The following is a 15,349-nucleotide window of genomic DNA, read 5'->3' on the forward strand; positions in this document are numbered from 1 at the left end:
AGGGGCTACGCCCCGGCGGCCTCCTCTGCGGTGCGGGGGCCGCTGACGCCGTAGGGGTTGTCCACGGCGTAACGCCAGTTGCCGTCCTCGCCGCGCTGGAGGACGTCCACCGCGACACCCTCCAGGTGCTCCGGCTTGCCGTCGGCGTCCTTGGTCTCCATCGACCACTCGACGATCAGCATCGCCGTGTCACCGCTCACGAGGGTCTGGAGCACCTTCGCGTCCACGGTCGGGCCGTAGGACATGAACTCCTTGACCCGGTCCCGACGGGCCTGGCCCGTCAGCGGCACACCCGGGTCCCAGACGCCGACGGCGTCCTCGGTGTACATCGAGTTGACGGCGTCCGCGTCACCGGAGTTGAACGCCTCGCCGAACATCTCCTGATGCGTCGCGATGTCGCTCGACAAATACTTGTCGTACTTTCCGCTGGCCATGGATGAGCCGCTCCATTCATTCCCCCGCGAGGGAGTCGGACGAGAGTTGACAGATGGACATCGGGCGGATTGGGCATCGCGCCGCGCATTTCGACCCGTTGAACGCTACTGGCCGCCCGGAACGACCGGACCACACCCCGGTAACCACCCCCGACCAGCAGTGGAGAGCCGGCGGTTACCGTGCCGAGACCGCGTCCCAATCCGTGTCGGCTGCGTATACGCGGAAGTCACGCGGCTCCCGGCCGAGAGCCCGCCGCACACCGTCGGAGAGATAAGCCGTCCGGCCGTCACGAATGGTGTCGAAGAGCTCGTTCATGAAATCCGCGAAATCCCGTGCGTAGCCACGCCCGACGAGATGCCGGGCGTATTCCTCGCGGTCCACCACGACCGGGCGGATCTTCCGGCCCGCCGCCTCGGCGATCAGGTCGACGCACTCGGCGAACGTCATCAGCCGCGGCCCCGACAGGACGTACAGCTCGCCCGCGTGCCCCTCCTCGGTGAGCGCGGCCACGGCGACGGCCGCGATGTCCTCGGCGTCGATGAACGGCTCCACGCCCTGACCGTCCGGCAGGATCACCTCGCCGGCGGCGACGTCCGGCGCCAGCAGCCGGTCCTCGCTGAAGTTCTGCGAGAACCACGTGGGCCGCAGGATCGTCCACTGAGCCCCCGACTCCCGCACCGCCCGCTCGGCGGCGAACCGGCCCTCCTCGTGCGCCCACTGCTCCAGCGTCCGCGCGGACAGGAACACCAGCCGCCCGACACCCCGCCGGATGGCGAACGAGGCGAAATCGGCGAGGAGTTCCGCCGCGTGGGGCCCCTGCTCGTCCACCACGTAGACCGCCTCGACGCCCTCGACGGCCGCCGCCCACGTCTCCTTGTCCCGCCAGTCGAACCGCCGGGCGCCCGAGCGGGACGCCACCCTGGCCGTACGCCCGCGCTCGGCGAGCTGCCGCGCCACACGGCGGCCCGTCTTGCCCGTACCACCCAGTACCAGAACGGGAGTGTCGTTCATGTCACCTGCCATCAGAGAGAAGCCGTCACAGAGAAGCTGTCGGGGAAGTCCGGGGAAAAGCCGGAGGCGAAGGGTCAGTGGGGCTCGGCCACCAGCGGGGCGTCCGGGGACGCCGCGCGGACGGCCGACTGGATCTCCGGGGCGACGAGCGCCTCCGGCGGGTCGACCAGGAAGACCACGCGGGCGTACGCGGTCAGCAGCGAGTGGTCGCGGGTGGCCGCCTCCAGGAGCTGCCCCACGTACGCCTGCTCCTCCCGCCACTCCTCGGTGCGCTCGCCCTCGACACCCGGGAAGGCGAGGTCGGCGCCGGTCGTCATCGACCACACCGCGTCCACCGCCCCCTCCGCGAGGCCGGCGAAGTACTCCTCGGCACGCGGCGCGCCCGGCCGGGACACATGGTCGCGCAGCACCATGGCACCGAGGGCGGCGACCGTCATGCCCTGCCCGTACACCGGGTTGAAGCTGCACACCGCGTCGCCGAGGACGAGCAGCCCGGCCGGGAACGAGGTCATCAGCTCGTAGCGGCGGCGCAGGTTCGCCGGGAAGCGGTACGCCACCGGGTCGCCCAGCGGCTCGTGGTCCTTCACCGTGTCGTAGATGTCCGTCCCCGACAGTGACTTCAGGAACGCGAGGAACCCCTCCGGGTCATGGGGCGGGTAGTCGCCGAGGAAGCCGTACGCCGTCACCACCGTGCGGCCGCCCTCGATGGTGGCGCAGATCGCGCCGCGCCCGGTGTCCGGCGAGGCCACCACGTCGATGGAGATGTCGTCGTCCATCAGCTCGGGCGGCAGCCGGAAGTACTGCGTGGTGTAACCGACCCCGATCCGCTGCTGGTCCTCCTCCACCTCCGGGAAACCCAGCTCCGCCAGCCACGCCGGGGTGCGGGAGCGTCGCCCGGTGGCGTCCACCACCAGATCCGCGGCCAGCTCGCGCGACCGGCCGTCCTCCACCACCGACACCCCGACGACCGTCCGCCGGTCGTTGGACGTCAGCAGCCCGGTGATGTCGTGCCGGCGCAGGAACGACACGTTCGGCAACGCCCGCACCCGGCTCCGCACCCGCTGCTCCAGGTGCGGCCGGCTCATCGACAGCAGCAGCATGTCCGAGTGGGGCTGCGGCATCCGCTGCCCCTCCATGACCCAGCGCACATTCCCGGTGACGTCACCGCTCACCGCGCCGGTGGAGATCAGCTCGTCGGTGATGCCGGGCAGCAGCTCCTCGATGATGTGCCGGCCACGCGCCAGCAGTGCGTGGACGTGGTTGCCCTGCGGCACGCCCTTGCGCGGCAGGTCGTCGTCCCTCAGCTCGTCCCGGTCCACCACGACGACCTCGTCGTACGCGTCCGCCAGCACACGCGCCGCCAGCAGCCCGGCCGTGCTCGCGCCCAGCACGACCGCGCGGTTCCGCTCAGCTGTCCCCACGGTTGTCGCTCCTCACTGTGTAGAAATCCGAAGCCACGCGAAGGGGGCGCGGCTCATGCGCCGGCCGCCGGCACCAGGTGGGCGCCGGCCTTCGGGAAGTAACCGGCGCGCTCGAAGAACCCCACGTACTTCTCGAACAGTTCGCGTCCGATCTCCGGGCACGCGATGCCGGTGCCGGCCAGCGCCCGCTTTGTCTCCGACACCTCCAGCGGCGGGTAGGTCGCGCGGCCGTCGCCCGCCATGAGGGCCTCGAAGGCGTCGAGCAGCGGCACCAGCGCGTTGTCGCGGTCGGCCCGCACCCGCTCCCGCCAGCTGTCCCAGTCCAGGACCGGCAACTCGTAGCCGCACGACCTCAGATGGCCGACGAAGTCGGCGAAGGCCTGGTCCTGCTCGTTGAACAGGTGGAACGTGCCGCCCGCGGCCTCCTCCCGCGCCGCGAGAGTGGTGATCGTCCCGCTGACGTAGTCCACCGGCACCATGTGGAAGGACCCGGCGAGCCGGTCCGGCACCGCGCCCGCCTGGAGCAGGCCCTTCAGACTCAGCCAGACGAAGTCCTTCGTCTGGCAGGCACCGGCCCGCTGGTCGCCGCAGACCACGTCCACCCGGTACATCGAGACCGGCAGCCCGCGCTCCCGCGCGATCCCGATGACCTGCTCGGCGACCCACTTGCTCTGCAGATACCCGTTCCACAGCTCCTCGGCGGGGCCGGTCGGGTCGGTCACCTTCGCCGGGACGCCTTCGGCGCCGGGCGCCGGCGCCGGGAAGACCCCGCTCGTCGAGACGTGGTGCACGGGCACGGTGCGGTGCCGGGCGGCCAGCCGGAGCACCTCCCGCGTCCCGTCCACGTTGGACCGCCGCAGCTCGGTGTACGGCCGCAGCCAGCTCACCGTGGCGCCCGCGTGGTAGACGACGTCGACGAAGCGCGCCAGATCGTCGAACTCGTCCTCCGTCAGCCCCAGCCGGGGCGCGCAGAGGTCGCCGACGACCACGCAGATCCGGTCCGGGTCCACCTCGTCGAGGACCTCGTACCACTCCAGGTTCGCTCGCAGCCGCCGTTCGGCGTCGGCCCGGTCGGCGCCGCGCACCAGGCAGTGCACACGGGCCCGCGTCGAGCGCATCAGGTCACGCAGGAGGAACGCCCCGAGGAACCCGGTGGCGCCGGTCAGCAGGATCTCGCGGGGGTCGACACAGACCCGGCTGATCTCGTCGGCCGGCCGTACGTCGTCGTCGAGCCGCACCTCCGCGGCGAAGTCCACGGCGGCGGTGGCGGGGGCCGCTGCGGCGGCGGTCGTGAGGAGTTCGGCGCACAGGTGCTCCGTCAGCGCGGCCGGGGTGGGGTGCTCGAAGACCACGGAGGCGGAGAGCCGGAGTCCCGTCGCGGCGCCGAGCCGGTTGCGCAGCTCCACCGAGATCAGCGAGTCGAAGCCGAGTTCGGTGAAGAGCCGGTCGGCGCCGATCGCGGACACGTCGCGGTGCCCGAGCACCAGGGCGACCTCGCCGCGCACGAACTCCGCCACGACCCCCCGCTGCCGCTCCTCCGGCAGCCCGTCGAGGCGCTGCGCCAGCGACCGCGTGCCCGCGGCGTCGTCCCGGGCGGCCGGGCGGGCCGGTGTCCGCGCCAGACCGGCGAGGACGATCGGGACCTGGGCGGGGCGGGCGCGCAGGGCGGCCACGTCGAGGGGTGTGGCCACGAGCGCCGGCCGGCCCAGCCGCAGCGCCGCGTCGAGGAGACCCGGGCCGTGCTCCTCGGTCACCGGCAGCAGACCGGTGCGGGCGATCCGCTTCAGGTCGGCCTCGCTGAGGACGCCGCCCATGCCGCCCGCCGCGTCCCACAGGCCCCACGCCAGCGAGGCCGCGGGCAGACCGCTCGCGGCACGGTGCTCGGCGAGCGCGTCGAGGAAGGTGTTCGCGGCGGCGTAGTTGGCCTGGCCGGGACCGCCCACGAGACCCGCCACCGACGAGAACAGCACGAACGCCGACAGATCATGACCGAGCGTCAGCTCGTGCAGGTTCCACGCCGCGTCCACCTTGGGGCGCAGCACGGCCGCCAGCCGTTCGGGGGTCAGGGCCGCGATCATCCCGTCGTCGTTCACCCCGGCCGTGTGCACGACCCCGGTGAGCGGATGCTCCGCCGGGACGGTCGCGAGGAGGGCGCCGAGGGCCTCCCGGTCCGCCAGGTCGCACGCCGTGATCATCACCTTGGCGCCCAGCTCGGCCAGCTCGTCGGCGAGTTCGTCCGCACCGGGGGCCGCCGGGCCGCTGCGGCTGACCAGCAGCAGCCGGGACACCCCGTGCTCCCGGACGAGGTGCCGCGCGAAGAGGGCACCCAGCGCGCCCGTACCGCCGGTGATCAGGACCGTGCCGTCGCGCCGCCAGGGCGCGGGCGCCGGCTCGTCGTCGGCCGGCGCCAGGCGGGACACACGCGGGACCAGCACCGTGCCGCCGCGCACCGCGACCTGGGGTTCGCCGGAGGCGACGATCGAGGGCAGGGCCTTGGCCGACGCCGGGTCGTCGTCCAGGTCGACCAGCACGATCCGGCCGGGCATCTCCGACTGGGCCGAGCGCAGCAGACCCCACACCGGGGCGGCGACCAGGTCGGACACCCCGGCCCGCCGGTCGGCGCCCCGGCCGGTGGCGACCGCGCCCCGGGTCACCACGACCAGCGGGGTGTCTGCGGACCCCTCGTCCGACGGCCACGACCGGACGAGGGCCAGCGCCCGCCGTGTCGCCTCCTGCGCCCGCGCCGCCACATCACCGCCCGGCGCGAACACGAACGGGGCGAGCAGCGCGTCGAACGGGACCGGCGAGTCCAGCGCCGCGTCCACATCGGCGAACCTGCGGACGTCCTCCACCCCGAGGTCCCCGCTGCCCGTCTCCAGCACGGCCAGCGCGGCGCGGTCCCGGCCCTGCGGAACGACCGGGTCCCAGGCGAGGCGGAACAGTGAGTCCAGCGGACGCGACCGGGCCACGGCGACCTCGGCCGCGTCGACCGGGCGGGCGACGGCCGAGGCGACCGACGCGACCGGCCGCCCGGACGGGTCGGCGAGCCGTACCGCCCAGCCGCCCTCGGCACTGGGGGTCAGCCGCGCCCGCAGCGCGCAGGCGCCGACCGCGTGCAGCCGGGCCCCGCGCACCTCCGTGACGACCCCGCCCCGCCCGGCCGCCAGCAGCGTGCCGTGCAGGGCGGCCTCCAGCAGCGCCGGGTGCAGCCCGTACCCGTCGACGTCCGTGTCCTCGTCCAGCGCGACCTCGGCGAACAGCTCCCCGTCGCGGTGCCACGCCGCCGAGACACCCGGGTACGCCGCCCGCTCCCCGTCGGCCGCGTCCAGGGCCTCCGCGCCCGCCGGCGGCCACGCCCCCAGCTCGAACGGGGTCTCCCGGCCGACGGGACTCAGGGTCCCCGAGGCGGCGACGGTCCACGCCGGGTGGTCCTCGTCGGCGCCCGTGTGGACGGTGAAGGCGCGGGTGCCCGTGGCGTCCGGCGCGCCGACGGCCAACTGGACACGGACACGGGAGCGTTCGGGCAGGACGATCGGGCGGCGTACGGTCAGCTCGTCCACGACCGTGCAGCCGACCTCGTCGGCCGCGCGGACCACCACGTCCAGCAGCGCGGAGACGGGGAGCACGACCTCGGCGTGCCGGGTGTGCCCGGCGAGCCACGGGGCCGAGCGGGCCGTGAGCCGGGCGGTGAGGACCAGCTCGTCACGGCCGGCGATCCCGACCGCCGCGTCCACCAGCGGATGGCCGGCCGCGCCCCCGGAACGCCCGGACGCCTCGGCGGGGCCGGCCTCCAGCCAGTACCGCTTCCGCTGGAACGCGTAGCTCGGCAGGTCCACCCGCCGCCGGGGCCCCGCCGGGGCGAAGAAGGCCGGCCAGTCCACGGGCACGCCCGCGCTCCACAGCCGCCCCAGCGCCGCCACCGCCGCCATGGGCTCGGACGGGCCGGACCGTACGGCGGCCACGGCGGTCACGGCGCCGACGCCGGACACACAGTCGTCGACCATCGCCGTGAGCACCCCGGCCGGGCCCAGCTCCAGGGTGGTGGTCACCTGCCGCTCGGCGAGGGTGCGGACCGCGTCCACGAAGCGGACCGGCTGCCGTACCTGCTGGATCCAGTAGTCGGGCGAACGCAGTTCCGCCTCGGTGGCGATGCGGCCGGTGACCGTGGACACCAGGGGGATCTCCGGCGCGCTCAGGGTCACGCCCCGCACGACCCGGCCGAACTCCTCCAGCATCGGCTCCATCAGGGGGGAGTGGAACGCGTGGCTGACCACCAGCCGCTTGGTCGCACGGCCCCAGGAGCGGACCGTGGACGTGATCCCGGCGACCGCGTCCTCGTCGCCCGACACCACCGTGGACGACGGGCCGTTGAGCGCCGCGACGCCCACGCGTCCGCCGGCCCCGGCGAGGAGCGGCTCGACCTCGTCGGCCGTGGCCTGCAGCGCCACCATCGCCCCGCCCCTCGGCAGGGCCTGCATCAGCCGGCCTCGGGCGGCCACCACGGCCGCCGCGTCCGTGAGGGTGAGGACGCCCGCCACATGCGCGGCGGCCAGCTCGCCGATCGAGTGCCCGGCGAGCAGGTCGGGCCGTACGCCCCATGACGCGAACAGCCGGAACAGCGCGACCTCGACGGCGAACAGCGCGGGCTGCGCGTAACCCGTCTCGTCGAGCCGGTCGCCCGACGCGATCACCTCGCGCAGCGGCCGGTCCAGCAGCGGGTCGAGGTGCGCGCACACCTCGTCGAAGGCCGCCGCGAACGCCGGGAACACGGCGTGCAGTTCGAGGCCCATCGCGGCGCGCTGGGTACCCTGCCCCGTGAAAAGGAAGCCCAGCTTGCCCGTGCCGGTCGCGCCGCGCGGCAGGGCCGGGGCCACCGCGTCCGGCGTGAACGCGCTTAGCGCGGCGAGGAGTTCGGCGCGATCGGCGCCCACCACCACGGCCCGGTGCTCCAGCCCGGCCCGCGTGGTGGCCAGCGCGTGCGCCACGTCCTCGGCCGACACCTCAGGATGCCGCTCGACGAACTCGGCCAGCCGCTCCGCCTGCCCCCGCACGGCACCGGCCGTCCGCGCGGACAGGGTCCAGGGGATGGCGGGGAGGGGGACCGGGGGAGCGGGGGTGCCGGCGTCCGAGGCCGTGTCCGTGCAGGGGGCGGCCGAAGGGGCGGTGGCTGCGGTGCCGGAGGACGGCGTCGCGGTCGAGGCGTTCGCCGGGCGCGTCGTGTCCGCCGGTGCCTCCGCCGGCTCGGGGGCCTGCTCGATGATCACGTGGGCGTTGGTGCCGCTCACCCCGAACGCGGAGACGGCGGCGCGGCGCGGGCGGCCCGTGTGCGGCCAGGGGCGCTCCTCGGCCAGCAGTTCCACCGCGCCGTCGGACCAGTCGACCAGCGGTGTCGGCCGGTCGACGTGCAGGGTCCTGGGCAGCGCCCCGTGCCGTATCGCCTGGACCATCTTGATGACGCCGCCCACCCCGGCCGCGGCGACCGCGTGCCCGATGTTGGACTTCAGCGACCCCAGGTACAGCGGGCGCTCCGCCGGGCGGGCCGCACCGTACGTGCCCAGCAGCGCCTGCGCCTCGATGGGGTCGCCCAGCCGGGTGCCGGTGCCGTGCGCCTCGACCGCGTCCACGTCGGCCGCGTCCAGCCGCGCCTCGGCGAGCGCCTGGCGGATGACCCGCTCCTGGGAGGGGCCGCTGGGCGCGGTGAGCCCGTTGGAGGCGCCGTCCTGGTTGACGGCGGTGGCCCGCAACACGGCCAGGACGCGATGTCCGTTGCGTACGGCGTCGGAGAGCCGTTCCACGAGGAGCAGCCCCACGCCCTCCGACCAGCTGGTCCCGTCGGCGGCGGCCGCGAACGACTTGCACCGGCCGTCGGCGGCGAGGCCCCGCTGCCGGGAGAAGTCGACGAACCCGCCCGGCGTACCACTGATCGTCACCCCGCCCGCCAGGGCGAGCGCCGACTCCCCGCTGCGCACGGACTGCGCCGCGAGATGCAGCGCGACCAGCGACGACGAGCACGCCGTGTCCACCGTGACGGCGGGCCCCTCGAACCCGAACGAGTACGAGATGCGGCCGGAGACCACACTGCTGAGCTTGCCGGTCATCAGATAGCCCTCGAACTCCTCGGGCCCTTCCAGGCCGAGGTACGTCTGGTCCACCGCGCCGACGAAGACACCCACGTTGGAGGATGTCTTCAGCTCCGTCGGGTCGATGCCCGCCTGCTCGAAGGTCTCCCAGGCGGTCTCCAGCAGCACCCGCTGCTGCGGGTCCATCGACAGCGCCTCACGCGGGGAGATCCCGAAGAACGCGGCGTCGAAGTCGGCCGCGCCGTCCAGGAACCCGCCCTCGCGGGTGTACGACGTGCCGGGCGTGTCCGGGTCGGTGTCGTACAGCCCCTCCAGGTCCCAGCCCCGGTCGGCGGGGAACTCCGAGATGGCGTCCCGACCCTCGGAGACCAGCCGCCACAGATCGTCGGCCGAGGCCACCCCGCCGGGGTAGCGGCAGGCCATGCCGACGATCGCGACCGGCTCCAGCCGCCCGGACTCCAGCTCGGCGATGCGGCTGCGTGCCTTCCGCAGGTCGGCCGTGACCCATTTCAGGTAGTCGGCCAGCTTCTTCTCATCCGCCATGGGACAACTCACATCTTCTCGGGGACGGCAGTGACGGCAGTGACAGCGGTGCGGGACACCGGGGGCGTGCGGGACGACGGTTCCGCGCGGGGCATCAGCTGCCCGCGCGGCCGAGCTCGTTGTCGATGAAGTCGAGGAGCTCGTCGGTCGAGGCCGACTCCAGCGGGTCCTCCGGGCCGGCGTCGCCGGGCGTGCCGCCCCAGGCGTCCATCCAGCGCGACAGGATCGTCTGCAACCGGACGGTGACGGCGGCGCGTTCGTCCGCGTCGGCGGCACCGGCGTTCTCGGTGTCGCCGGCCGTCGAGAGGATTTCCTCCAGCTTGTCGAGCTCGGCGAGGAGCGGGGACCGCCCGGCGGACTCCTCCCCGGACCCGAGCCCGGCGAGCAGGAACGCGGTGAGGGCCGCCGGGGTCGGATGGTCGAACACCACGGTCGCCGGCAGCCGGACGCCGCTGACCGCACCCAGCCGGTTGCGCAGCTGCACGGCGGTGAGCGAGTCGAACCCCAGCTCCTGGAAGGGCCGTTGGGTCTCGACGGCGGCCGGGTCGCCAAAGCCCAGCACGACGGCCACCTCGCCGCGCACCAGGCCCAGCACGAACTCCCGCCGCTCGCCCGCGTTCATCCCGGCGAGCCGCTCTGCGAGGGGCACGCCCCCCTCGGCGCCGGTCCGCTCCGGGCGGCGGTCGGCCACCGGCACCAGGGCCCGCAGCAGCGGCGGAACCGGACCGCCCGAGGCCCGTACGGCCGCGAGGTCGAACGGCACCGCCGTGAGCACCGGGTGACGTACCGTCAACGCCGCGTCGAACAGCGCCAGCCCCTCCGCCGTGCTCGTCGGTACGAAGCCGTCGCGGGCGAAACGGGACCGGTCGGCCGGGGTCAGCCCCGCGTTGATCCCGCCCTCGACCTCCCACAGCCCCCAGGCCGGCGAGCTCGCCGGCAGGCCCTCGGCGCGGCGCCGCTCGGCCAGCGCGTCCAGGAAGGCCCCGGCCGCCGCGTAGTTGGCCTGGCCCGGACCGCCGAACACGCCCACGACCGAGGAGAACAGCACGAACGCCGCCAGCTCCTCCTCAAGGGTCAGCTCGTGCAGATGCCACGCGGCGTCCGCCTTCGGACCCAGCACCGCGTCCAGCTGACCGGACGTCAGCGCCGGGAGCAGATCGTTGTCCAGGACCCCGGCCGCGTGCACGACCCCGGTCAGCGCGTGCCCGGCCGGTATCTCGGAGAGCAGTGCCTTGAGCGCGTCACGGTCGGCGACATCGCACGCGGCGATCCGCACCTCGGCCCCGAGCCCGGTGAGCTCGGCACGCAACTCCTCGGCCCCCGGCGCCCGTTCGCCCCGGCGGGAGGCCAGCAGCAGCCGCCGGACGCCGTGCTCGACGACGAGGTGCCGGGCCACCGCGGCGCCGAGCGCCCCCGTGCCGCCGGTGACGAGGACCGTGCCGTCCGGGCGCCAGCGGGGAGCCATGCCGTCGCCCGTGTCGGCTCGGGCGACCCGGTGCAGCCGGGGCACCAGGAGCCGGCCGTCGCGTACGGCGGCCTGCGGTTCGTCCGAGGCGAGCAGGGCGGCCAGGAGCGCCGGGGGGACATGCACGGCGTCCGCGCCCGTGCCGGGGGCGTCCACGAGGACGATCCGGTCCGGGTTCTCCGACTGCGCCGAGCGCACCAGACCCCGGACCGCCGCCGCGCCGAGGTGCGGCACCTCGCCGGCCGTGGCGGCCACCACGCCCCTGGTGACCAGCACGAGCCGGGTCGCGGCCAGCCGCTCGTCGGCCAGCCAGGCCTGGAGCAGGGCCAGCACCCTCCCGGTCGCCGAGTGCACACCGTCCACGACCTCGGTGTCGTTGCCGGCCGCCGGGAGATGGACGAGGAGGGCATCGACCGCCGTACCGGACTCGACCGCCCGGCCGAGAGCGGCGAGGTCCTCGTAGTAGGGGACGCCGGACTCGCCGTCGTACGCCCGGTGCGCCGCGTACGACACACCGGGCTCCTCGTCCGGCAGGCGCCCGAGGGCCGCCCAGGCGACCGGCCGGTCCGGCCGGCGGGGGGTGAGCGGCGTCCAGGTGACGTGGTGCAGGGCCCGCAGCGGGCCGGGGCCGCCGATGAGTTCCGACGGCTCGGGGGAGCGCCGGACGACGGAGTCGACGGTGGCGACGGGCGCCCCGTCCGGGCCGGTCAGGACGACGGACACGGCCCCCTCCTCCGCGGCGCTCTCCCCGGCCGGGGCGAGCCGGGCCCGTACGGCCGTCGCGCCGGGGGCGTGCAGCCGCACCCCGCGCCAGCGGACCGCGAACGGCTCGCCCCCGTCCACCGCGAGCGCGGCCTCCAGCAGCGCCGGGTGCAGGACGTGACGGCCGGCGTCGGCGGCGTGCTCCTGCGGGAGCCGCACCTCGACGCCGCCGGCGCTCCCCGCGAGGCCGGCGGCCGTGCCGTCCTCGGCGCGCAGGGTCCCGGAGGCCAGCTCCGCCCACTGCCCGGTGCCGGGGTCCGGCAGGGCGTGCACGGTGACGGTGCGCCGGCCCGAGTCGTCCGGTGCGCCGACCCGCACCTGGAGCGGGACCTCACCGGTGTCGGGGACGGCGAGCGGGGCCCGCACGGCCAGTTCGTCCACCACCGGGCAGGTCACCTCGGCGCCCGCCCGGACGACCGCGTCGACCAGGGCCGCCGACGGCAGCACGACGGTGCCGGACACGGTGTGCCCGGACAGCCACGGCTGGGCGGCCGCCGCGACCCGGCCGGTGAACAGCACCTCGTCGGCGCCCGCCACCGTGACCGCCGTACCCAGCAGGGGGTGGTCCGAGGGGCCGGGGCCCGCCGCGTACGCGGGCGCCGACTGCTCCAGCCAGTACCGCTCGCGCTGGAACGGGTACGTCGGCAGCTCGACGGGGCGCACCGGCAGGCCCTCGAACACCACCGGCCAGTCCACCGGAACCCCGGCCACGAATGCCTCGCCCAGCGCGGCCAGCACCCGGTCGGGCCCGCCCTGGTCACGGCGGAGCGAGCCGACGCCGATGACGGCCGTGCCCACGGCGTCGGCGGTCTCCTCGATGCTGTGCAGCAGCACCGGGTGCGGGCTGCACTCGACGAAGACACCGTGGCCGCCGTCCAGCAGGGTCCGCGTGGTCGGCTCGAACAGCACGCTCTGCCGCAGGTTGGTGTACCAGTACGTGGCGTCCAGACCGGCGGTGTCGAACAGGCCGCCGGTGACGGTGGAGTAGAACGGCACCTGCGAGGGGCGGGCCTCGATGCCCGCCAGGTCGGCCAGCAGCCGCTCACGGATCGACTCGACGTGCGCGCAGTGCGAGGCGTAGTCCACCGGGAGGCGCTTGGCGCGGCCGCCGTCGGCCACGACCGTCTCGCGCAGTTCGTCGAGGGCGTCGGCGTCACCGGAGAGCACCACGGACGCGGCGCCGTTGACGGCGGCCACCGCGACCCGGCCGCCGTAGCCGTCGATCAGTTCGCGCACGCGGGGTTCGGGCAGCGCGACCGACATCATGCCGCCCCGGCCGGAGAGGTCCTCGGCGATGGCGCGGGCACGCAGGGCCACGACCCGGGCGCCGTCGGCCAGGGACAGCGCGCCGGCCACGCACGCGGCGGCGATCTCCCCCTGGGAGTGGCCGATCACGGCGGCGGGCCGCACCCCGTGGGCACGCCACACCGCCGCGAGCGACACCATGATCGCCCACAGCGTCGGCTGGACCACGTCCACCCGCTCCAGCGGCTGCCGGGCCCGTACGGTCTCGATCAGATCCCAGTCGGTGACCGGTGCCAGCGCCGCCCCGCAGTCGGCCATGGCTGCCGCGAACACCGGTGAGGCGTCCAGCAGTTCGGCCGCCATACCGGCCCACTGGGACCCCTGCCCGGGAAACACGAACGCCACCCGCGACGCCCCTGCACGACCACCGCGCACCACGTTCGGAGCCCCGCTCCCCTCGGCGAGCGCGGCCAGCCCGGCGGTCAGCGCGTCGAGATCGGCACCGACGACCACGGCCCGGTCGTCCAACGCGGCCCGCGTGGTGACCAGGGCGTGGGCGATGTCGGTGACGGGGGCGGGGCCGATGGCGTTGCCAGGGCCGCCGACGGAGGCGAGGCCGGCGCCGGCGGTGGGGCTGCCGTCGGAGACCCGAGCGGTCTCGCCGACGGCCAGGAGGCCGAGCAACTGCCGGGCCCGCGCGGCGAGGGCGCGCTCGCCCTTGCCGGACAGGACCAGCGGCAGGGGGCGGCCGGGCCAGGCGGAGGACTCGCCTCCGGCGGGACGCTGCGGAGCCCGCGCGGGGCCGCCCTCGCCGTTTTCGGCGGTCACCCCAATGCCGGCTCCGGCACCGACCCTGCCCACACCTGCGACCCCGCCAACGCCGCCGGCGGCCACGCCCCCGGCCGGGCCGCCGGCCCCGGCCGGGCCGCCGGCCCCGGCCCCGCCGTCGACCCCCTCACCGGCCTCCATCGTCGTCGTGTCCTTTGTCGCCTCCTCCACGATCACGTGGGCGTTCGTGCCACTGAAGCCGAACGACGAGACAGCGGCGCGGCGGGGGCGTCCGGTCTCCGGCCAGGTGCGGTGCTCGGTGAGGAGGGCGAGCGCACCGGTGTCCCAGTCGACGTGCGGGGAGGGCTCCTCGGCGTGCAGGGTTTTCGGGAGGACCCCGTGGCGGATCGCCTCGACCATCTTGATGATGCCGCCGACGCCGGCCGCGGCCTGCGCGTGTCCGATGTTGGACTTGAGCGAGCCCAGCCAGAGCGGCCGGCCGGCGGGCCGCTCCTTGCCGTACGTGGCGAGCAGGGCCCGCGCCTCGATCGGGTCGCCGAGCGTCGTCCCCGTGCCGTGCGCCTCGACCGCGTCGACGTCCGCCGGCGACAGCCCCGCACTCGTGAGCGCCTGACGGATCACCCGTTCCTGGGCGGGACCGTTGGGCGCGGTGAGCCCGTTGCTGGCGCCGTCCTGGTTGATCGCCGACCCCCGGATCACGGCCAGCACGGGACGGCCCTCGCGCCGTGCGTCGGACAGCCGGGCGAGCAGCAGCAGACCGACGCCCTCGGCCCAGCCGGTGCCGTCGGCGGACGCGGCGAAGGACCGGCACCGCCCGTCGGGCGACAGCCCGCGCAGCCGGGAGAACTCCACGAACGACGTGGGCGTGGACATCACCGTCACCCCGCCGGCCAGCGCGAGATCGGCCTCCCCCCGGCGCAGCGCCGTCGCCGCCAGATGCAGGGCGACCAGCGAGGACGAGCACGCGGTGTCGACCGTGACCGCCGGGCCCTGCAGACCGAAGGTGTAGGCGAGCCGACCCGAGGCGACACTGCCCGCGCTGCCGCCGTAGAGGTAGCCCTCGAACTCCTCGGCCGGCAGATGGGGCCGCGAGCCGTAGTCGTTGTACATCGCCCCGACGAACACCCCGGTACGGCTGCCCCGCACCGACTCCGGCACGATCCGCGCCCGCTCGAACGCCTCCCACGCGGTCTCCAGGAGCAGCCGCTGCTGGGGGTCGGTGGCCAGCGCCTCACGGGGCGACATCCCGAAGAACTCCGGGTCGAACAGGTCCGCGTCGTGCAGGAAACCGCCGTACCGGGTGTACGACTTGCCGACCGCGTCCGGGTCGGGGTCGTAGAGGTCGTCGACGTCCCAGCCGCGGCCCTCGGGGAAGGCCGACACCGCGTCGACGCCGTCGGCGACGACCTGCCACAGCTGCTCCGAAGAGCGCACGCCGGCGGGGTAGCGGCACGCCATCCCGATGATCGCGATCGGCTCCTGCTCCCGCTCCTCCACCTCACGCAGCCGCTTGCGGCTCGCGCGGGCGTCGGCGACCGCACGCTTGAGGTACTGGCGGAGTTGGTTCTCGTCGGTCGTCACGTCGTCTCAGCTCCATG

4 protein-coding genes and 1 pseudogene are annotated in these 15,349 nt (G+C 75.0%); all 5 read right to left on the reverse strand.

Annotation, left to right across the window (positions count from 1 at the left end):
• Window positions 1–5: 5 nt before the first annotated feature.
• Window positions 6–434 carry a DUF4440 domain-containing protein gene (locus tag E0500_RS42955; protein WP_131568951.1) on the reverse strand — a complete coding sequence of 143 codons (429 nt, stop codon included), beginning with the start codon at window positions 432–434 and terminating at the stop codon, window positions 6–8.
• A 175-nt stretch (window positions 435–609) separates the two neighbouring features.
• Complete coding sequence (locus E0500_RS42960; RefSeq protein WP_131568949.1) at window positions 610–1,446, reverse strand: NAD(P)H-binding protein; 837 nt, start codon at window positions 1,444–1,446, stop codon at window positions 610–612.
• Between the two features lie 74 nt (window positions 1,447–1,520).
• Window positions 1,521–2,867 carry an NAD(P)/FAD-dependent oxidoreductase gene (locus tag E0500_RS42965; protein ID WP_131568947.1) on the reverse strand — a complete coding sequence of 449 codons (1,347 nt, stop codon included), beginning with the start codon at window positions 2,865–2,867 and terminating at the stop codon, window positions 1,521–1,523.
• Between the two features lie 53 nt (window positions 2,868–2,920).
• Window positions 2,921–9,502 carry a type I polyketide synthase gene (locus E0500_RS42970; RefSeq protein WP_399121013.1) on the reverse strand — a complete coding sequence of 2,194 codons (6,582 nt, stop codon included), beginning with the start codon at window positions 9,500–9,502 and terminating at the stop codon, window positions 2,921–2,923.
• 82 nt (window positions 9,503–9,584) lie between these two features.
• Window positions 9,585–15,293: pseudogene (locus E0500_RS42975) on the reverse strand (SDR family NAD(P)-dependent oxidoreductase); the annotation flags it as partial.
• Between the last annotated feature and the right edge of the window lie 56 nt (window positions 15,294–15,349).

The organism is Streptomyces sp. KM273126 (genome assembly GCF_004337435.2).
Taxonomy (GTDB): Bacteria; Actinomycetota; Actinomycetes; order Streptomycetales; family Streptomycetaceae; genus Streptomyces; species Streptomyces acidicola.